This window comes from Epilithonimonas sp. JDS, from assembly GCF_021261315.1.
Taxonomy (GTDB): Bacteria; Bacteroidota; Bacteroidia; order Flavobacteriales; family Weeksellaceae; genus Epilithonimonas.
This window is the reverse complement of the sequence record NZ_JAJSAX010000001.1, coordinates 288808-307484: the sequence shown is the minus strand read 5'-3', so window position 1 is coordinate 307484 and position 18677 is coordinate 288808. Positions and strand designations below refer to the sequence as shown.

Annotated in this window: 20 protein-coding genes; 8 read left to right on the top strand and 12 right to left on the bottom strand. The window is 38.3% G+C overall.

What is annotated here, in order from left to right; all coding sequences use genetic code 11:
• Positions 1-53 precede the first annotated feature (53 nt).
• The 10 genes from arr to LUD75_RS01480 all read right to left on the bottom strand — a co-directional run bounded on the left by arr (position 54) and on the right by LUD75_RS01480 (position 7509).
• Entirely contained in the window at positions 54-494 is a 441-nt protein-coding gene (gene arr, locus LUD75_RS01525) for an NAD(+)--rifampin ADP-ribosyltransferase (RefSeq protein WP_232703959.1), read from the bottom strand.
• A gap of 34 nt (positions 495-528) precedes the next feature.
• A complete protein-coding gene (locus LUD75_RS01520) occupies positions 529-1116 on the bottom strand; it encodes a hypothetical protein (RefSeq protein WP_232703958.1) in 588 nt (195 codons plus the stop codon).
• 50 nt (positions 1117-1166) lie between these two features.
• Positions 1167-1358 (bottom strand): hypothetical protein, encoded by a 192-nt coding sequence (locus tag LUD75_RS01515; protein ID WP_232703957.1) that lies wholly within the window; start codon positions 1356-1358, stop codon positions 1167-1169.
• A gap of 61 nt (positions 1359-1419) precedes the next feature.
• Positions 1420-2037, bottom strand: coding sequence for a hypothetical protein (locus LUD75_RS01510; RefSeq protein WP_232703956.1), 618 nt, complete (start codon positions 2035-2037; stop codon positions 1420-1422).
• Between the two features lie 75 nt (positions 2038-2112).
• Positions 2113-3273, bottom strand: a complete 1161-nt coding sequence (locus LUD75_RS01505) for a serine hydrolase domain-containing protein (protein WP_232703955.1) — start codon at positions 3271-3273, stop codon at positions 2113-2115.
• A 192-nt stretch (positions 3274-3465) separates the two neighbouring features.
• Positions 3466-4497 (bottom strand): S41 family peptidase, encoded by a 1032-nt coding sequence (locus LUD75_RS01500; protein WP_232703954.1) that lies wholly within the window; start codon positions 4495-4497, stop codon positions 3466-3468.
• A gap of 232 nt (positions 4498-4729) precedes the next feature.
• Positions 4730-5086: a hypothetical protein gene (locus LUD75_RS01495; RefSeq protein ID WP_232703953.1), complete on the bottom strand. Its 357-nt coding sequence runs from the start codon at positions 5084-5086 to the stop codon at positions 4730-4732.
• Positions 5087-5096: 10 nt separating this feature from the next.
• Positions 5097-5930 (bottom strand): CBS domain-containing protein, encoded by an 834-nt coding sequence (locus tag LUD75_RS01490; protein ID WP_232703952.1) that lies wholly within the window; start codon positions 5928-5930, stop codon positions 5097-5099.
• A gap of 49 nt (positions 5931-5979) precedes the next feature.
• Positions 5980-6258, bottom strand: coding sequence for a hypothetical protein (locus LUD75_RS01485; protein ID WP_232703951.1), 279 nt, complete (start codon positions 6256-6258; stop codon positions 5980-5982).
• Positions 6259-6297: 39 nt separating this feature from the next.
• Positions 6298-7509, bottom strand: a complete 1212-nt coding sequence (locus tag LUD75_RS01480) for an RNA-directed DNA polymerase (RefSeq protein WP_232703950.1) — start codon at positions 7507-7509, stop codon at positions 6298-6300.
• A 270-nt stretch (positions 7510-7779) separates the two neighbouring features.
• Between LUD75_RS01480 and LUD75_RS01475 the strand changes: the two genes are divergently transcribed.
• Positions 7780-8343, top strand: a complete 564-nt coding sequence (locus tag LUD75_RS01475; protein WP_232703949.1) for a hypothetical protein — start codon at positions 7780-7782, stop codon at positions 8341-8343.
• Between the two features lie 179 nt (positions 8344-8522).
• Here the strand turns inward: LUD75_RS01475 and LUD75_RS01470 are convergent, their stop codons facing one another.
• Positions 8523-8915, bottom strand: a complete 393-nt coding sequence (locus LUD75_RS01470) for a surface-adhesin E family protein (protein WP_232703948.1) — start codon at positions 8913-8915, stop codon at positions 8523-8525.
• Positions 8916-9391: 476 nt separating this feature from the next.
• Positions 9392-11332: an acetate--CoA ligase gene (gene acs / locus LUD75_RS01465; protein WP_317207308.1), complete on the bottom strand. Its 1941-nt coding sequence runs from the start codon at positions 11330-11332 to the stop codon at positions 9392-9394.
• 208 nt (positions 11333-11540) lie between these two features.
• On the opposite strand from acs, the gene LUD75_RS01460 reads away from it, so the two are divergent.
• From LUD75_RS01460 to LUD75_RS01430, 7 genes are all read left to right on the top strand, one after another.
• Positions 11541-12119: a GNAT family N-acetyltransferase gene (locus tag LUD75_RS01460; RefSeq protein WP_051878668.1), complete on the top strand. Its 579-nt coding sequence runs from the start codon at positions 11541-11543 to the stop codon at positions 12117-12119.
• The gene (locus LUD75_RS01455; protein WP_232703946.1) at positions 12112-13305 is read left to right on the top strand and encodes an argininosuccinate synthase domain-containing protein; all 1194 of its coding nucleotides are present in this window, start codon (positions 12112-12114) and stop codon (positions 13303-13305) included. Before LUD75_RS01460 ends, LUD75_RS01455 begins: the two co-directional genes overlap by 8 nt.
• A gap of 128 nt (positions 13306-13433) precedes the next feature.
• On the top strand, positions 13434-14399 hold the full coding sequence (gene argC, locus LUD75_RS01450) for an N-acetyl-gamma-glutamyl-phosphate reductase (RefSeq protein WP_232703945.1): 966 nt from the start codon (positions 13434-13436) through the stop codon (positions 14397-14399).
• Positions 14400-14435: 36 nt separating this feature from the next.
• Complete coding sequence (locus LUD75_RS01445; protein WP_232703944.1) at positions 14436-15599, top strand: aminotransferase class III-fold pyridoxal phosphate-dependent enzyme; 1164 nt, start codon at positions 14436-14438, stop codon at positions 15597-15599.
• 124 nt (positions 15600-15723) lie between these two features.
• Positions 15724-16677 carry an N-acetylornithine carbamoyltransferase gene (locus LUD75_RS01440; protein ID WP_232703943.1) on the top strand — a complete coding sequence of 318 codons (954 nt, stop codon included), beginning with the start codon at positions 15724-15726 and terminating at the stop codon, positions 16675-16677.
• 105 nt (positions 16678-16782) lie between these two features.
• Positions 16783-17574 carry an acetylglutamate kinase gene (argB, locus tag LUD75_RS01435; RefSeq protein ID WP_232703942.1) on the top strand — a complete coding sequence of 264 codons (792 nt, stop codon included), beginning with the start codon at positions 16783-16785 and terminating at the stop codon, positions 17572-17574.
• Positions 17549-18631 carry a M20 family metallo-hydrolase gene (locus tag LUD75_RS01430; protein WP_232703941.1) on the top strand — a complete coding sequence of 361 codons (1083 nt, stop codon included), beginning with the start codon at positions 17549-17551 and terminating at the stop codon, positions 18629-18631. Before argB ends, LUD75_RS01430 begins: the two co-directional genes overlap by 26 nt.
• Positions 18632-18677: the final 46 nt, after the last annotated feature.

Genomic DNA, 18677 nt, shown 5'->3' with positions numbered 1-18677 from the left:
TTAAATTGAGTTTTAATTTCGCAAAACTGTTGTGGTGTCTTAATACTTGTTGTTTATAATTCATCATTCAGGGAATCAATGCCCTGATCTTTGAGTTTTTCCAAAGCATCTTTCATCGTTTGCACCTGATCTTTGGGATGTCCTTTCCATACCGTCACTTCTCCCACCACTCTGAAAGGTGATGTAGACCTATATGATTTCGTAGGATTGCCAGGGAACTTTCTGTCGGTTAAGTCCGGATCATCTTCTATTTCACCGGTTGGTTCTACGAGATAGATTCTTTCACTACCTTCTCCAATCGCCAGTTCTGCACCCCAGATTGCAGCATCCAGTGTAGCGCTCAGGAAAATATATTTAGCATCGATCCGCTTTCCGAAGTTGGAACTGTTGCCAGGTTCTATCAGATCGCCCAATTCCAAATTTGCCTTTGTTCCATGGAAATAGGTTTGGGAAAATGGGGTTGGACTTTGTCTGGCAGTTTTGAGTTTTTCCATCATATTAGGTTTTCCAAAATACTGTCAATGAATATTACTTTTTACATTTATTGTAATACTCGGTTAGATAATCATAAAATTCATTTTCAAATGTGATCTTTTTCACGTTTTCGTCCACATATTTCTGATAGTCCGGGCAATCTCTTACTATATAAGACAAAGCCTCTTTCCATTTTTTAGGAAAAGTAACCGGGAAGCTTAGATCCTGTATATCATTTTTCTTAACAAGATAGCCTAGGCTTACACTGTAATTGATGCCAATAAATCCAGAGCCATAATACTGGTAAACCGTTAATTTGTCCACTTTGTTTCCGAATACGCGGAACGCAAATGATCCTTTCCCGGATTTATCATCTGTGAAGCTGTCAAAACAATAATTCCTTTCGTCGGTTTTTATACAAAAGCCATCCAGATCACTAGGTTTTGCTGTAATTGTTTCGCCATTGAGCTTGTATTTGACTTTACTCTGTAGCTTTTCTATTTTACCAAAACTTCTTATATGAAGAGAATTGTCAGAGAACTCAACATTGATGGTATCATTGTTTTTAATAATAAACCCGTTGTTTTGACTGTAGGTCAAATTCAGGATTAATGCAAAAAAAAGAATTGTTAATTTTTTCATGGTAGATTTTATAAACCGTTTTGGTTTGTAGTTTTTAATAGTTCTTAATATTATTTCTCCGCCTTCTTCAGAAAATTCTTCACAAGTACCGCAACCGCAATCAAAAGCGTAACCGCATAAAGCGCCGCCAACGCAGGCTTCTCCACAGTCATCGTTTTAAAATCAATTTGCTTGTACAAAGCTACCCCGACGATGATGGCAACAATACTCATTGTAAAGGTCATTGGATTGTTTTTCTCCATAGTTTTAAGTTTTTAGATTAAGATAGTTGATGTCACTAAAATAATAATAATTTACCACAGATCATCTTTCGGTGATCGAGATTAATTTTTTATTGATTTTATTAAACGTAATGGTCTTATTCGGTCCGCCATAGAAGATGACGAGTGTTATGATGCTGTCTGTCTCACTGACAAAATGAAGGTCTTTGGCCTCACTGATTTGCAATTCAGGTCTCAGTTGCGCTTCAAACTTCACATTGATAGGTTCGTTCTTCAGTCGCTCGATGTCCATTTCTGTGCACTCGTAAAACTTATGTTCCAGCAGACCTTTTTTCTCAATCACTTCCAGCCACGGATGCACCATCACGCCGTAACCCACTATTTGCCCGCGGTAGTTTTCGTTCAGATCCTTGTCTATTCTCAGTCCTGCTGAGGTCATAGAAAGAATGAAAGTTAAAAACGGTAATCCCATTGGAAGGATGCTTAAGATTAAAGTCAGAATCATCGCACCCAGAAATACTTTGGCTACAACCTTCTTCCAGAAAACTACAATCACAACCAGGCTCATCACAAACCAAAGCCAAAACAAAATAATATCACTGTAATAGCCAGCCAGACTGATCTGATAATTGTAGAAGGCAATGCCATCAGCGATTAGCAAAACAGATAAGAGGATGAAGATGTAAAGACTTATTTTCATCGGTTTAATTGTGATTAAGTTTACAGGTTTTCGAATTTATGAATGACTAAAATACCAATTATTTACAACAGATGATTACTTTGAATGTGAATCCCTCTTCACACTTTTCAACCAGCTTTGGTAAATCGGAAACCAGACACGGTCGCCATTAGATCCGTTGCATAGCACAACGATACCGTTTTTGCTTGGTAAATCCATAAACACAGCTGCACACCAGCCAACATTTTCGCCTGTATGACCAATGGTTCGGAAACCTTCATAATTCATAAACCGGTAGCCCAATCCACTTTCGCCTTCGTTGGAAGAGGGTTGCACTGGCGTTTCCATTAGCTTAATAGTTTCAGGTTTCAGAACTTGATTCAGTTGTTTGGGATTATGCGTGATTGATAGTGCTGTAAAGTGAGCCAGATCCTCAATTGTGGTCTGCAGTCCTGCCGCTGCTTTTTCAGTGAAAATTCTGTCTTTAATCGGGTTGCCAACTTCATCGTAGGCTGTTGCTGAGGTTTTCATCATTTCTGCCGTCCATTCATAGCTTGTATGTTTCATCCCAAGTGGCAGGAAGATGTTTTGTCTCATATAGCTGGCAAAATCCCGCTTGGTTTTCTCTTCCAAAAGAAGTTGTGCCAGTGTGTAACCGCCTCCCGAATAGTCCCATTTGGTTCCCGGTTCGCTGATGAGATGCACCGTTTCACCATTCCGTTTGGTTTTCCCGTTCAAAGATTCCTCCAGGTTGAGTAGTGTCGTTCCCTGATCCGATCCGCCATAACCGTGAACCGAAAGCCCCGCCGTATGACTCAGCAATCGCCGCAATGTAACTTTTGATTTATCAAATTCAGAATCCGCAAGATGCCATCGGGTAAGAGATTGATCAACAGAATCATCCATATTTATCAGACCTTTCTCCGTCAGTTGCATAAATCCCCATGCAGAAACCATCTTAGAAACAGAACCGACATTGAAAATCGTTTCCGGAGTGACAGGCTTTTTGCTTGCCAGATCCGCATAACCTATCGATTGAATCCAGGCGACTTTTCCATCCCGGATTACAGCGACTGCCACGCCGGGAACATGATTCTTTACAGTCAGTTCCTGTCCCAATTTCTCAATTTCCAGATACAGGGGATCGGCTTTGTAATTAATTGAACTCTTTGCAGTAGAGCAGGAGAAGATCATTCCCAAACAAAAGACGAAAGCTAAACTCGAGGATTTGAATTGAATAAGACTAATGTTTCTCATAACCAATGATCCGCTAAAAGTCTTTAAAAATTAATGAATAACACAATTAGCTGACAATCAAATGTCCGAAATAATAACCAATTGCAGAAAAGAAATATTTGCAACTACTTCTTTTGGGTAAATGTATATAGAGATAAAATTTAATTCCTTCATCGCTGGCGCGAGTATCCTGCTCGTGTCCGCAACCAAAACCTACTTCCCCTCAAAAAACTTCACCGCCTCCAGCACATTTCCATCCGCCGTCAGGTCATCAAAATTATCCAGCTTCGAAACCAAAACATCCGGCACAATCTCCTCCTGATAAACGCCGTTCCTGTCACTGTCATAGCCGATCGTCAGTGCCAGTACGGCACCAAATGGCAGTTCCGTCTGGATATTACTCGTCATCGCTCCATAACTCTTTTCGCCGATGAAGATCGTGTTGGGTCGCCCCTGGAACGCCAAAGCCGTTATCTCTCCCGAACTTGCCGTGAAGATCCCTGTGATCACCGCTACTTTTGCCTGATCCACTAGTTCGCCGTTGGGTTTTATAGATGGGATTATTTTAGAATTATCCAGATACTTTCCCTGTTTCAGTCGGGCCAGATTTTCCTGTTTTTTGTTGAGGTCCAGCGTGCCCCAGACCGCGTTATCGCCCAGCAGGTCGTAAAGTGCCAGCAGCATTGGCATCGAGTTCCCGCCGGTATTGAGGCGCAGATCCACAATCCAGCCTTGCGGGTGGTGCGTGGTTTTGAGGGCTGCAATCTGGTCGTACATTGGCTGCGCTATGCTGGAGATGTTGCTGGCGCTGGTATCCATAAAGACCATTGCGGGCATCAGGATGTAGGCGTACCGGTCGTTCAGCATTCTGGCTTCGAAGGCTGGTTTGGCAGCCAGTTTCTTTTTCAGTTGGTCGGTGTAGGCATCTTTGGGGATGGTTTTTCCCGAGCCGGCGTATCTTTTCTGTTGGTAGTAGATGCCGCAGTGGTTGGCGCCTATCTTGTCAAACAGCGGCTTGATCTCACCCAGCGAGCTTCCGAAGTTCCCGTAGGCGCTTAGCTTCTGTCTGGTTTCCGCCTCTACCGCTGGCCAGTTCAACTGCTTCCTGTGCAGATAGCCTTTTTTGAGAACCGAGAAAAGCCCGTCATAAAACACCTTGATGCTATCCTTGGCGCCCGCCTGTTTCTGAGCATATCCAAGAATCGACAGACTAAAAATAAAACAAAGGATCAGTAGTTTTTTCATAGAATTTTAAGAATGGAGGTGTAAGTCTCAAATATCTGAAATTATCAGTGGAGTGGGAAGATGAAAACCGCTTTTGAGGGCGGTTTATGATTTTACAATAACGTGTCGTTTTCGTTTTCCTCAAGTTTTAAAAGTTCTATTTTAAGTTTTCTTTTCTTTTCTGAATTTAAAAGGATCGATTGATGATTAGTTATAATTGAAGTTTCTATTTCTAGCCTTCCGAAATTTACCTCTAAAAAGAAACGTATAAACTTTCACTAAAGAATAAATCTAATTGTTTCTCAATGTCATCATCGAATTTTTTAGATGATTTAATGCCTTTGAATTTTGTAAAACCAAGCTGTTTTCTAAATGAATGATTGACTGTTCGGTTAATTTCATTCATCCTAGCTCGTAAATTTCCAGTTTCACCAACATATAATAGTATTTCTGTTCCTTCGAATAAAGCATATACTCCAGGACTTTTGGGGATTGAATTTTCTCTCCACGTCTTATCTTTTTTAAATTTAAGTTTTTCTGAAGAAAATAATTTTATTTCTGCTTCTATTAAAATATCGGATAAATTTTTATGGTTTAATAAATATTTCATTATAGATTTTTTACTGAATTATTTCTATCTCAGATTTCAATAAAAATTGTTTTGTGTCATTAATTGTTCGAGTAAAACTGTGCCAGGTGAGATTTGCTATTATTGAACTTTGACTATGTGCTAACTCATTTCGAATCTTTTCTGCATTTTCTAAAAAATCTTTAAACCTTGTTTTTGAATAACTAAATTTTCCTAAAAATTCTTTGTTTCTAAGAAGTATTTCTTTTTTATCACATAATTGTAAGCATTCTAAAATTGTAAGATCTAAATTTTGTCCCTGTCGCTCTCTAAAGATTTTTTGTGCTAGTTGAAATCTATTGCCTGAAATTAGTTTATCCAAATTATCTATATCTTCTAATTTATTAATCCAATAATTTAGATGTAGCTCGTAAAGTGAAATTAATCCGAATAAATAAATTCTAACAATGGGTTTGTTAATATCTGCTTTAGTTACAATTCCGGTCACTTCATTTTTTGTTAAAATAAAGACATATCCATTTCTTGAAAGTAAATCTAATAACTCCGACATAGGTGTAGAATCAGAAATTATATTTTCTATGCAAAAAGGTAATATTTGCTTTTCAACTAAGTCTTTTTCAGTTAAGTCATTTCTTTTTAGATAGCCAATTGTTTTATCATCCTTTCTAACTCCAAGAATGTCAAAATCTAGTTCTTTCATAAGATTCTGAACATCAATAGCAAAGTCGTCATTTTGACAACAAGCCAAAGGTTCGTAAATAAACTTAGTAGTTATATTATCAATAAATATATCTTGAAGTTCAGCGAAAGTCGTTCCTTTCCTTCTAATGCCAGTAGTTGCAGAATACCAAAGTTGTAGTCCCATACTTTTTAGTTTTTATAGAATTTATATTTTTAAGAATGTGACAGAATTATTATTTAAACTTATCAATTATAAAACTAATATTAGCCTTTTTTAAGGCTTTATATTTATCACGTAATTCGTTTTGTGTTAATATTTCATAACAAAATATCCAGTATCTATGAAAGTCTTCTGCATAAAGTTTTTTAGCTAAGTCTTTATATTCTTTTAAGTAAGACTTGCTTTCATATCTTTTATCATATAAAAAAGCAATCATTAAAAATATACAATCATTAGATTTCAATGCATCATTTTTAATAGTAGAACTAGATAATTTAAATTTATACTCCATGGCGTAGAAAATTGAATAAGAGCATATTTCATAGTTCTTTTATTTTAATCCTAATTCGTACAAATCATTAGCAATTAATTCAATTATCTCCTTTTCTACTAAATGTTTTTCAAAAACATATTCTTTTAGGATTAATACTAGATAGGGATATAGTAGAGTTAAATGATGAACTTTTTTAATAAAATAATCATATGCTAAAATACCTAAATGTTTATTTGAAATTATTTTAATAGCATAATTTAGAATAGCAGCATCATTACCATTTTCCAACATCGTTTCAATAGCAAAATCAATAAAACCTTTCAGTTCCCTTAATCTGACTCCCTGTTGACCGTGTTTCGTAGTGTATTGATCTGTAAAATTAAAATGGTTAAGCTTTGTGACCCAATTGGAGACATCTGCTTGTGGTAACTGGCTTATTTTACTTTTTTTGCTATTTAGAGATAATTCAAATCCTTTAAGTATCTCGGATAGGTCAATGAAAAATTTTTCTGCTTCTTCGTATGAATTAGTAAAGCACGTAAAATCGTCTACATTACGATAAAATTTATACTTCTTACTTAGTAATTCGTAATCAACACAACATAGAATTATTTCAGATATGAGATTTGAAGAGTGGGGTCCAATTAAAACACCATTTGTTTCTCCATATTTTAAATTTCTAGTATAAAAGTCTAATTTATTGAACCATTTGTCCTCAAATTTTTTTCCACTTTCTTGTTTAGCTTTTGTTTTTCCAACTAATGCCCAAGAAATTGAATGACTATAAATGCTTGGAAAACAAGTGGCAACATCAGCGTTGGCAACGTATTTACTTTTAACATATATATTATCTTCTGGATTTCCATCTAGTATGAAATTTTTATAATTCATTTCAAACAATGAATGTTTAGCTTTCAATCGTCTAATATGAATTCTACTAATCTTGAAAGGTTGGGATTTTGTTTTTCTCTTATAATGACTAATAATTCTTAACCAATTTTCACTTAGTATTTTTATTTGATTGGCGTATGAGAAAGGATCAGGAATAGCTAGCGGTCTGGGAATGTTTATATTACGCATGTTAGAATATCTAATATAATCCGTTGGTTTTGAATCATTATAAGGAAAGCTTTGTGTTTGGATATAACTGTAGAATGATTCTGAAGTTAAAAAGTTAGGAATCTTCTCTGCAAACAATCCAAAACCTAATAATCCTTTAAATAGCTTGTTTTTTGAAATTTCGTGATGGAATTCGTAATATTTTTTCATTCGTTATTTAACATTTGAATTTTAGCGTGATTCTCAAATATCCAAAATAAAATCCAATTACAAAAGTGTTATCATCTTAAAAACCTTGATTCTCAAACCAATACCAATCCAATTTAACATAATATAAACCAGTAATCCCTTCTAAAATCCAAAAACCTATTTAACATAATATATTTTCGAAAAATAATTCATAAAAAATTACATTTCGTATGAATAAAATATTTATTTTAGAAGCTCAAATTATTAATAACTTTTAAAAAACCACAAACGATGGCAGAAAGTAAAAACAACATCATCACACACGGCCTTAGCGGTAAAGTAGGAGACCTTATCGTATTCAGCCAAAGAAACGGCAAAACTTTCGTTTCAAAAGTTCCAAAAGACAGAACCGGAGATTACACAGACAATCAGAAGGCGCATCAGCTCAAATTCCAAAAAGCAACCCTGTACGCAAAATCGGTAATGAATGATCCTGCCCAAAACCAAATCTATTCCGCAGCAGCAGATGCATCCAAAGGAATCAGCACCTACAATGTGGCAGTAGCTGATCTCCTGAAAGCACCGGACATCGAAACCATAGACCTGTCTGCCTACAAAGGCAAAAAAGGAGATGTCATCAAAATAGTAGTACTGGATGATTTCGCTGTGAAAGCGGTAACCGTCAAAATAGAAAATGAAGACGGCACGCTGGTAGAAGAAGGATCCGCGGTAGATTCCGGCTTCGAGTGGCTTTATACAGCAACAGAAGATAACAAAGATCTCGCAGGCGACAAGATCACAATTAAGGCAACAGACAACCCTGCCAATATGACAGAAATGACGCAGACGCTTTAAAAACCAAAACTAAGTTTTGCGTATAGGTTGCGTATACCGATCGTATACCGATAGCCTCTAAAAACAATATGTCAAAATGACAAAAGCCACCCAACCCGGATGGCTTTTTTTCATGTCGTACTGATCTTGTTCAAGTATTATTCTTACAAGATTTAGGGAAACTTTGCCGTACAGCACAACTATTTATAATCATTATTACAGAACACGCCCAGAAAACCTTCCCCTACAGAATCGGGGATCACGTAGGCCATCTCCGTCAAATGTTTGTTTTGTACCAAACTGTTCAGGAGGCTGTCTTCTTTGGAGTACACTTTCCACTGTACAAGTCCGGCTTTTCGGTTATCGCAGTCAAATTTCCATAGAGTCAATACGTAGCCATCAATCACCTTCAAGCCGGTGGAGGATTTTGGATGATATTCCGTTTTTCCAGACACCACTTTTATCCAGGCCGTATTTTCTGTATTTGGCATGTAGTAAAAGGTATCAGTATCGTTCTCAAAAATATATTTCCATTCCTGCGCATAGCTGAAAGAAAATATGAAAAGACTAGAAGCTAATAAAAGTTTGTCCATTTTGTAATCTTCATTTGGTTAGTGATTTTTTAGTTTGCTCAAATTTACAAAACAAACTGATAATCAGCTAATTAATTTACCGATTTAACATAATATAAATCAATAATTTAACATTGAATCCAAAACAAGTTGACAGAATATCAGCTTCGGAAAATAATTAATCAAAAAACATATTTGACATTGATATTATATATTTTTCATCTACTCAATTATGCTTAATATTTAAAAACCAAAAATGATCATCGAAAACAAATCCATCAGCATCAAACAAAGCTTTATCATAAAAGCATAACACCACATCCAAATGACAAAAGCCACCCAATCCAGGTGGCTTTTGCTATAAATATTTAAAGATCTATATTATTGTCAGGCTGAGGCTCTCTTAGCCCATCGCTATAAAAACCAACTCAAAGACCACAGAATCGAAATGTCTATCATCTCTCCAACTCTCCAACTCCCAAACTCTCCAACTCAAATCACACCCTCTCATCCTTAATCTCATCCACAATCTCCGGATTCAACAAAGTCGAGATATCCCCGAAACTGTTGAAGTCACCCTCTGCAATCTTTCTCAGAATTCTACGCATAATCTTCCCAGATCGCGTCTTCGGCAACCCGGACACAAATTGGATCTTGTCCAGCTTCGCAATCGGTCCGATCTGTTCAGAGATCAACTGGTTGATCTCCTTCGCAAGGTTCTCGCGGTTTCTTTCCGCCCCAGCATCTTTCAGGATCACAAAACCGTAGAGCGCATTCCCTTTCACATCGTGCGGATAACCCACGATTGCAGACTCCGCCACCGCAGGATGCTCGTTAATACTATCCTCGATAGGTGCCGTCCCCAGATTGTGCCCGGAAACGATGATCACATCATCCACACGCCCCGTGATCCGGTAATAGCCAACCTCGTCCCTCAAAGCGCCATCACCGGTGAAATATTTCCCAGGGAACGCCGAGAAGTAGGTCTCCTTGTATCGCTGATGGTCGCCCCAGATCGTTCGGGCAATCCCAGGCCACGGAAAACGGATGCAAAGATTTCCATCCACCTGGTTTCCGGTGATCTCATTCCTTTTCTCATCCATCAAAACCGGCTGAATGCCTGGCAATGGAAGGGTGGCGTAAGTCGGTTTGGTAGGCGTCACAAAAGGGATCGGCGAGATCATAATTCCGCCTGTTTCGGTCTGCCACCAGGTATCGACGATCGGGCATTTCTTCTTCCCAACGTGGTCATTATACCAATGCCAAGCCTCATCGTTGATAGGTTCGCCCACAGAGCCAATGACTTTCAGCGAACTCAGATCGTGCTTCTCCACCCATTCCACGCTTTCCTTCGCCAAAGAACGGATTGCCGTAGGAGCGGTGTAGAACTGGGTCACTTTGTGTTTCTCGATCACTTCCCAGAATCGCCCGGCATCAGGGAAAGTCGGCACTCCTTCGAAGATAACGGTGGTTGCACCATTTAGAAGTGGTCCGTACAAAATATAAGAATGTCCCGTGATCCAGCCGATATCTGCTGTACACCAATAGATGTCATTTTCTTTATAATTAAACACATTCTTGAAAGTGTAAGCTGTATAGACCATATAACCGGCACAAGTGTGCAACATCCCTTTCGGTTTCCCGGTCGAGCCCGAAGTGTAAAGAATGAACAACGGGTCTTCCGCATCCATGATCACCGTCACGAAATCTGCCGAGGCTTTGTCGTAATAGTCGTCCATCCAATGGTCACGGCCTTCTTTCATCTTCACATCGTTGTGGGTTCTTTTCACGACCAGGACGTTTTCTACGGTTGGTGATTTTTCCAAGGCTTCATCTACAAGACTTTTCAAATCCAGAACTTTGTTTCCCCTGTAACTTCCGTCAGACGTTATGACCATCTTTGCCCCGCAATCATTGACTCTGGAAGCCACCGCTGATGCAGAGAATCCTGCAAATATCACGGAATGAACAGCGCCCAATTTAGCGCAAGCCAACATCGTGATTGCCAATTCCGGAATCATCGGTAGATAAATACAAACGCGGTCGCCTTTCTCGATGCCCATTTCACGAAGGATATTCGCTACTTTGTTGACTCTGGTGTAAAGTTCGCTGTACGAAATATGTTGCGCCTCTTCTTTTGGGTCGTTCGGTTCCCAGATGATGGCGGTCTTGTCGCCACGCACGGAAAGATGCCTGTCCAAGGCGTTCTTGGTGATATTCAGTTTCGCATTCTTAAACCATTTGATGTTCGCTTCCTGCATATCATAATCCACAACTTTGGACCAGCGCTGATACCATACGAAGTTCTCATCCGCAATCTTATCCCAAAACTTCTTCGGATTCTTAATTGACTTTTTATACTCTTTGAAATAATCCTGCAGATTCTGAATGTGATAATTTCTCATACTGATTGATTTATGATGGTGGTTTTGATTAATGAATAGTTGCGAATCCTTTGCAGACCGCAGTATTAGCTTAGCCAAATTACACAAAATCTATAACAAATAGAATACCTGCTACGATTATTATTCAGCTGACTAACAGATAATATTGTTGTTAAATAATAATTAACAGATAATATTATCTTTTTAATTTGGATAATAAGGATAATTGTATTTAAATTTGCCACTTAATTAGATAATATCAATGAAATTAGAAGTTTCCTCAGAGAAACATTTGGTCTATGTAGAAGAAATCCGAAACGAAATGGAGGATTCTGCAAAGAAAAGAGGAACTGGCATCGCGAAACGTTCCTCCGAATATCTGGGAAAAAAAATCTCGGAAGGTAACGCTATCATCGCCATCGACGAAGATGGAACCTGGGCAGGCTTCTGCTACATCGAAACTTGGACGAACGGAGAGTACGTCGCGAATTCCGGATTGATAGTTTCGCCTCAATTCAGAAACGCAGGCTTAGCCACTTTGATTAAAGAAAGAATCTTCGAGCTTTCCAGGGAGAAATATCCAAATGCGAAGATTTTCGGTCTCACCACCGGATTGGCAGTGATGAAAATCAACAGCAGTTTAGGTTACAAACCCGTGATTTATTCGGAGTTGACCCAAGATGAACAATTCTGGAACGGTTGCAAAAACTGCGTGAACTATGAAATTCTGATGATGAAAGAACGCAAAAACTGTCTTTGCACGGCAATGCTTTTCGTCCCGGAAAAAGTAAATATGAATAAAGAAAAAGATTTTGAATCTATAAATAACGACAATGAGTAAGAAAGTAGTTTTGGCATTTAGCGGAGGTTTGGACACGTCGTATTGTGCAAAATATCTGAGCGAAACTTTGGGATACGAAGTTCACGCAGTCACAATCAACACAGGTGGTTTCGATGAAAACGATGAGGTTTTGCTTAAGGAAAAAGCAGAAAAATTAGGCGTGGCTTCTTACAGGTTTATAGATGCTTCAGAGAAATATTATAACGATTGTGTCAAGTATTTGATTTTTGGTAATGTTTTGAAAAACAACACTTATCCATTGTCAGTCAGTGCAGAAAGAACGATTCAGGCACAAACCATTGCCGAATCTGCTTTGGAAATCGGAGCCGACGCAATTGCACACGGAAGTACAGGTGCAGGGAATGACCAGGTTCGTTTCGATTTGATTTTCAACGTAATGTGTCCGAAAATCGAAATCATCACACCAATCCGCGATTTGAGTTTGTCAAGAGAAGACGAAATCCAATTCCTGAAAGACCACAACTACGAAATGGATTTTGATAAAGCCAAATATTCTATCAATAAAGGACTTTGGGGAACTTCCGTTGGCGGAAAAGAAACTTTGACTTCTCGATTTTCGCTTCCAGAAGAAGCTTTTCCTTCGCAAGTTGAAAAAACCGAATCTTCAAATCTTGAAATCGAATTCAAAAATGGCGAATTGATTTATGTCAACGGCGAAACTTTTTCCCATCCGGTTTTAGCGATTCAGAAGATTGAAGAATTGGCGTCACCGTACGGAATCGGTCGCGATATCCACGTTGGAGACACGATTGTCGGGATAAAAGGTCGTGTTGGTTTTGAAGCCTCATCCGCGTCAATTATCATCAAAGCACATCATCTTTTGGAGAAACATACACTTTCCAAATATCAGCAGACCATCAAATCACAATTGTCAGATTGGTACGGAAACTGGCTTCACGAGGCGCTTTTCCTGGACCCAGTGATGAGAAACATCGAATCATTTTTGCAAGATTCTCAGAAGACGGTGAACGGAAAAGTATTTATAACTCTTCATCCATATCGTTTCGTCTTGAACGGAATCGAGTCTGAAAATGATTTAATGTCTTCAAAATTTGGAAGTTACGGCGAAGAAAATCTCGCTTGGAATGGCGATGATGTCAAAGGTTTTACCAAAATCCTGAGCAACTCGCTTAATATTTATCATCAGGTCAACAAACTGAATTAGAATATTTTGGAGATGTCATCCTGAGCGGAGTCGAAGGACTTTGTGAAATAAAAATCAGTTAGTATAATATTATAAAAACACTTTGAAGTCCCTCGCCTTTGGAGAGGGATTTAGGGAGAGGATTAAATATGAAAAAATCAGTCGGAATCATCGGAGCCAATGGCTACACAGGAAGCGAACTCGTTCGTTTGCTCGCATTCCATCCGAATATAGAATTAAAGTTTTTGTTCAGTCGTTCCAATTCCGGAGTGAAAATTTCCGAATTGTATCCGGATTTGGACTCGATTTGCGATTTGGTTTTAACCAATGAAGTTTCAGAAACGGACATTCTTTTCCTTTGCCTTCCTCACAAAGAAAGTCAAAACTGGCTGAATGAAAATCCAGTATCAGAAGAAACTTTGGTTATCGATTTAGGAAATGATTTCCGTCTCGATGGCGATTTTGGAAATAGAAATTTTGTTTATGGTTTGCCCGAGATTTATTTTAATGAAATTCAGAACTCGAAAAGCATAGCAAATCCTGGATGTTTTGCGACTGCTATTCAATTGGCGTTACTGCCTTTAGCAAACGAAAATCTTTTGAATGATGTTTATACAACCGGAATTACGGGTTCAACCGGAGCAGGGCAATCATTACTACCGACAACGCATTTCACTTGGCGAAATGACAATATTTCAGCCTACAAAACTTTGAATCATCAGCACGTCGACGAGATTTTAAAACAAGTCAATTTGCTTAATGAAAAGGATGTGGAACTTAATTTTGTGCCTTGGCGAGGCGATTTTGCAAGAGGAATTTTTACAAGTTCTATAATTGAATGTAATGTTGAATTAGAGAGAATTTACTCATTATATAAAAACTTCTACAAAGATTCGCCTTTCGTGAAAATCTCAGAAAAACCGATTGATATGAAACAAGTTGTGAATACCAATTTCTGCGTCATCCAAATCGAAAAACAAGGAAACAAAATAGCAGTTCATTCCGCAATCGATAACTTATTGAAAGGCGCATCCGGACAAGCAGTTCAAAATATGAATATCGCCAATGGCTGGGAACAAAACCTCGGATTAAACTTAAAACCAATTGCTTTTTAAAGTCAATCAACTATCAACCGAAAACAATCAACCAAGATGAATTTATTCAACGTATATCCACTTTTCAACATCAATCCTGTAAAAGCCGAAGGCTCTTTCCTTTGGGATGAAAATGGCCAAAAATACCTCGATTTTTATGGCGGTCACGCTGTGATTTCCATCGGTCACAATCATCCGTATTATGTTGACAAATTGAAAAATCAATTGGAGAAAATCAGTTTTTATTCGAATTCGGTTCAGAACAATTTACAAACTGAATTGGCTGAGAAATTGGGAAAATTATCAGGTTACGAAGATTATTCATTGTTCCTCTGTAATTCTGGAGCAGAAGCCAACGAAAATGCTTTGAAACTGGCTTCATTTCACAACGGAAAAAAGAAAGTGATTTATTTCTCCGAAGCTTTCCACGGCCGAACTTCTGCCACGGTTGCTGTGACAGACAATCCGAAAATCGTAGCGCCAGTCAACGAATCCGAGAATTTCATTAAATGTGAATTCAATAATTCGGAAGAATTGGAAAAGATTTTTGCCGAAAACCAAAATGAAATTTCTGCAGTAATAGTAGAAGGAATTCAAGGTGTTGGTGGAATCAATTTGTTGGACAAAGATTTCATTTTAACGATTGAAAAATTGTGCAAAGAAAATGATACAGTTTTGATTTTGGACGAGGTTCAGTCTGGTTACGGCCGTTCCGGGAAATTCTTTGCCCATCAGGAATTCGACATTAATCCTGATTTAATAACGGTTGCCAAAGGAATGGGAAATGGTTTCCCGATTGGTGGCGTTTTGATTAGTCCAAAATTCGAGGCTAGCTACGGATTATTGGGAACGACATTTGGCGGAAATCATCTCGCTTGTATAGCTGGAATTGCAGTTTTGGAAGTGATTGAGAATGAAAATTTAATTGATAATTCAGAAAAAATCGGCGCTTACATCGAACAAAAAATTAAAGATTTTCCTCATATTAAAAATATCAAAAGGCGTGGTCTGATGATTGGAATTGAGCTTGACCAAGCTTGTGCAGATGTCAGGAAAGAATTGCTGTTTGAACATTTTATTTTCACAGGAAATGCCAATGACAAGAATGTTCTTCGGATTTTACCGGCGCTCAATATTTCAGAAAAAGAATCCGATTTGTTCATCAATGCTTTAGAAAAAACCTTGACAGCCATTGATGAGAAAATATTAGAATTAAAATAACGGAAAGGCGCAAGAGTAGTAATCTCACTGCTGAAAAGTCGCCAACATTGTGCGTTAAAATTTGCGACTTGAAATGTCGAATCATAAAAAATCATAGCGCCTTTGCGTTCAAAACAATTAAGAAATGAAAAATTTCACTTCGGTTTACGATATAGATAATTTGCAGGAAATCATTGCAAAAGCTTTAAAAATAAAAGAAAATCCATTAGAAAATCCTACCAAAGGAAAAGGAAAAACGATTGGTTTGGTTTTCCTTAATTCCAGTCTCAGAACAAGATTGAGTTCTCAAATCGCCGCTCAGAATTTAGGATTAAATGTCTTAACACTCAACGCTGCACAAGAAGCCTGGAATCTGGAATTCGCTGATGGAACGGTGATGAACGGCGACACAGTTGAGCACATCAAAGATGCCATCGAGGTTCTGAATCAATATTGTGATATCATCGCAGTAAGATGTTTCGCAGGAATGAAAAACAAAGCCGACGACGTGAACGAAAGTATTCTGAGCCAATTCCTAAAACACGCCAAAGTTCCCGTTATTTCTTTGGAATCTGCAACGCGTCATCCGTTGCAAAGTCTGGCGGATTGCATCACAATCACAGAAAATTGGACAGAAAACAGAAAACCAAAAGTCGTTTTGACTTGGGCGCCTCACATCAAACCAATTGCGCAGGCTGTCGGAAACTCATTCACAGAATGGATGCAAAAAATGGACGTTGATTTCGTGATTGCAAATCCGGAAGGTTATGATTTGGATAAAAATTTCACAAAAGACACAAAAGTGATTCATAATCAGGACGAAGCGTTGAAAGATGCAGATTTTGTTTACGTTAAAAACTGGTCGTCGTTTGAAGATTATGCAACTATGTCGAAAGTTGAAGAAAACTGGATGTTGACCAATGAAAAGTTAGAATTGACAAACAACGGAAAAGTAATGCATTGCCTTCCCGTCCGTAGAAATCTTGAATTAAGCGACGAAGTGATGGACGGCGAAAATTCAATCATTTATCAACAAGCAAAAAACAGAATCTTCTCTGCACAGGCAGTTTTTTCTGAAATTTTAGATGAATTAAAGTAACAAATAAAGTTTAAGTCTTTGATGAGTTTTACGTCTTTGCGAACCTTAAAATATTTTCAATAATTAACAAAAAATCTTAGCGGACTTTGCGTTCAAAAATCTTCAATGAACAAGCTACACATCATAAAAATCGGAGGCGCTTTAATCGATGACAAAAAATCATTGAAAGCTTTTCTTCAACAGTTTTCGCAAATCGAAGGTGCCAAAATCCTGATTCACGGCGGTGGAAAGATTGCAGAAACTTTGGCAGAAAAACTGAAAATCACACAGACGATGATTGATGGACGCAGGATTACCAACAAGAAAACTCTGAAGTTGGTGACGATGGTTTACGCGGGAAGAATCAACAAAAATATTGTAGCAAAATTGCAGAGTTTCAATTGCAACGCGATGGGATTTTCAGGCGCTGATGGCAATTTAATTCAAGCTGAAAAACGCCAGCATCCAACCATTAATTTTGGATTTGTGGGCGATATTAATGAAAAAAGCATCAATCACGAATTGATTATAAATATGATAAATCTGGGTTTGGTTCCGGTGTTTTCTGCAATCACTCACGATAAAAAAGGAAATCTGTTAAACACCAACGCAGACACGATTGCCGGAACTATTGCTCAGGCTTTATCAAATAATTTCGAAACAGAATTGTTGTTCTGTTTCGATAAAAACGGGGTTTTGGAAAATGTGGAAGACGAAGATTCAAATCTTAAAACCATTAATAAAAGTGAATTTTCTGACTTAAAATCACAGGGAAAACTCCACAAAGGAATTTTACCAAAACTCGAAAATGCTTTCAAAGCCAAAGAAAATGGCGTTCAGAAAGTGTCTTTGATTAACGAGAAAAAACTGTCAGACCAAATAAAACAAGGAAATGAAGGAACTGAAATCTGTCTTTAGCAGAGAAGAACTTGCGGAAAACGCCGTCAAATTACTGAAAAAACTCATCGCAACACCATCTATGAGTCGCGACGAATACAACGCTTCGCTCATCATAGAAGGCTTTTTCAATGAGCATCAATTGACCGTCAACCGATTCAAAAATAACATTTGGGCAACCAACAAACATTTTGACGCCGGCAAACCATCAATTCTTCTAAACACGCACCACGACACGGTAAAACCGAACAAAGCATACACTTTGGACCCGTTCATTCCGGTGGAAAAAGACGGCAAATTATTCGGTTTGGGAAGCAACGATGCTGGCGCGTCTTTGGTGGCGATGGCGCAGACATTTCTTTATTTTTATGAAGCCAAAGATTTGTCGCACAACCTCGTTATAGCTTTAACGGCCGAAGAAGAAATCTCCGGTCTGGACGGCATCGAAGCTTTGTTTCCACAACTTCCGAACGTCGAATTGGCAATCGTCGGCGAACCTACAAAAATGAATCTTGCGATTGCAGAAAAAGGTTTGCTCGTCATCGATGGTGAAATGCTGGGAACGCCTTCTCACGCTGCGCATCCGAACGATGACAATGCGATTGTGAAATGTATGAAGGATTTGCAAAACATCCTCGATTTCAAATTCCCGAAAGTTTCCGATTATTTGGGCGAAGTAAAAGTAACATTATCAGTTCTCAACGCAGGAACGCAACACAACGTGGTTCCCGAAAAATGCAATTTCACATTGGATGTCCGTGTGACAGACGAATACACGAATCGTGGAGTTTTCGAAATCATCCAATCGCAGATGAAATCCAAATTGACACCAAGGTCGTTCCGCTTAAACTCCTCAAAAATCGACGTCAACCATCCGTTTGTTCAGGCTGGATTGGCTTTGGGCAGGACAACTTACGGTTCGCCAACATCCTCGGACCAGGCGATTATTCCGTGCACATCGGTCAAGTTGGGACCTGGCGACAGCTTGCGTTCCCACACCGCAGACGAGTTTATCTACATCGACGAAATCCGAGAAGGCATCGATGTTTACATCAAAATATTAGAAAAAATATTGTAATAAATTTTAAGAATTTGGGCAGCTTTTCCGCCTTCCGCTCCCAATC

Excerpts from the sequence above, each read along its gene's own strand:
- arr (WP_232703959.1), bottom strand. The coding sequence starts at position 494 with ATGGAAAAACTCAAAACTGCCAGACAAAGTCCAACCCCATTTTCCCAA.
- LUD75_RS01520 (WP_232703958.1), bottom strand. The coding sequence starts at position 1,116 with ATGAAAAAATTAACAATTCTTTTTTTTGCATTAATCCTGAATTTGACC.
- LUD75_RS01515 (WP_232703957.1), bottom strand. The coding sequence starts at position 1,358 with ATGGAGAAAAACAATCCAATGACCTTTACAATGAGTATTGTTGCCATC.
- LUD75_RS01510 (WP_232703956.1), bottom strand. The coding sequence starts at position 2,037 with ATGAAAATAAGTCTTTACATCTTCATCCTCTTATCTGTTTTGCTAATC.
- LUD75_RS01505 (WP_232703955.1), bottom strand. The coding sequence starts at position 3,273 with ATGAGAAACATTAGTCTTATTCAATTCAAATCCTCGAGTTTAGCTTTC.
- LUD75_RS01500 (WP_232703954.1), bottom strand. The coding sequence starts at position 4,497 with ATGAAAAAACTACTGATCCTTTGTTTTATTTTTAGTCTGTCGATTCTT.
- LUD75_RS01495 (WP_232703953.1), bottom strand. The coding sequence starts at position 5,086 with ATGAAATATTTATTAAACCATAAAAATTTATCCGATATTTTAATAGAA.
- LUD75_RS01490 (WP_232703952.1), bottom strand. The coding sequence starts at position 5,930 with ATGGGACTACAACTTTGGTATTCTGCAACTACTGGCATTAGAAGGAAA.
- LUD75_RS01485 (WP_232703951.1), bottom strand. The coding sequence starts at position 6,258 with ATGGAGTATAAATTTAAATTATCTAGTTCTACTATTAAAAATGATGCA.
- LUD75_RS01480 (WP_232703950.1), bottom strand. The coding sequence starts at position 7,509 with ATGAAAAAATATTACGAATTCCATCACGAAATTTCAAAAAACAAGCTA.
- LUD75_RS01475 (WP_232703949.1), top strand. The coding sequence starts at position 7,780 with ATGGCAGAAAGTAAAAACAACATCATCACACACGGCCTTAGCGGTAAA.
- LUD75_RS01470 (WP_232703948.1), bottom strand. The coding sequence starts at position 8,915 with ATGGACAAACTTTTATTAGCTTCTAGTCTTTTCATATTTTCTTTCAGC.
- LUD75_RS01460 (WP_051878668.1), top strand. The coding sequence starts at position 11,541 with ATGAAATTAGAAGTTTCCTCAGAGAAACATTTGGTCTATGTAGAAGAA.
- LUD75_RS01455 (WP_232703946.1), top strand. The coding sequence starts at position 12,112 with ATGAGTAAGAAAGTAGTTTTGGCATTTAGCGGAGGTTTGGACACGTCG.
- argC (WP_232703945.1), top strand. The coding sequence starts at position 13,434 with ATGAAAAAATCAGTCGGAATCATCGGAGCCAATGGCTACACAGGAAGC.
- LUD75_RS01445 (WP_232703944.1), top strand. The coding sequence starts at position 14,436 with ATGAATTTATTCAACGTATATCCACTTTTCAACATCAATCCTGTAAAA.
- LUD75_RS01440 (WP_232703943.1), top strand. The coding sequence starts at position 15,724 with ATGAAAAATTTCACTTCGGTTTACGATATAGATAATTTGCAGGAAATC.
- argB (WP_232703942.1), top strand. The coding sequence starts at position 16,783 with ATGAACAAGCTACACATCATAAAAATCGGAGGCGCTTTAATCGATGAC.
- LUD75_RS01430 (WP_232703941.1), top strand. The coding sequence starts at position 17,549 with ATGAAGGAACTGAAATCTGTCTTTAGCAGAGAAGAACTTGCGGAAAAC.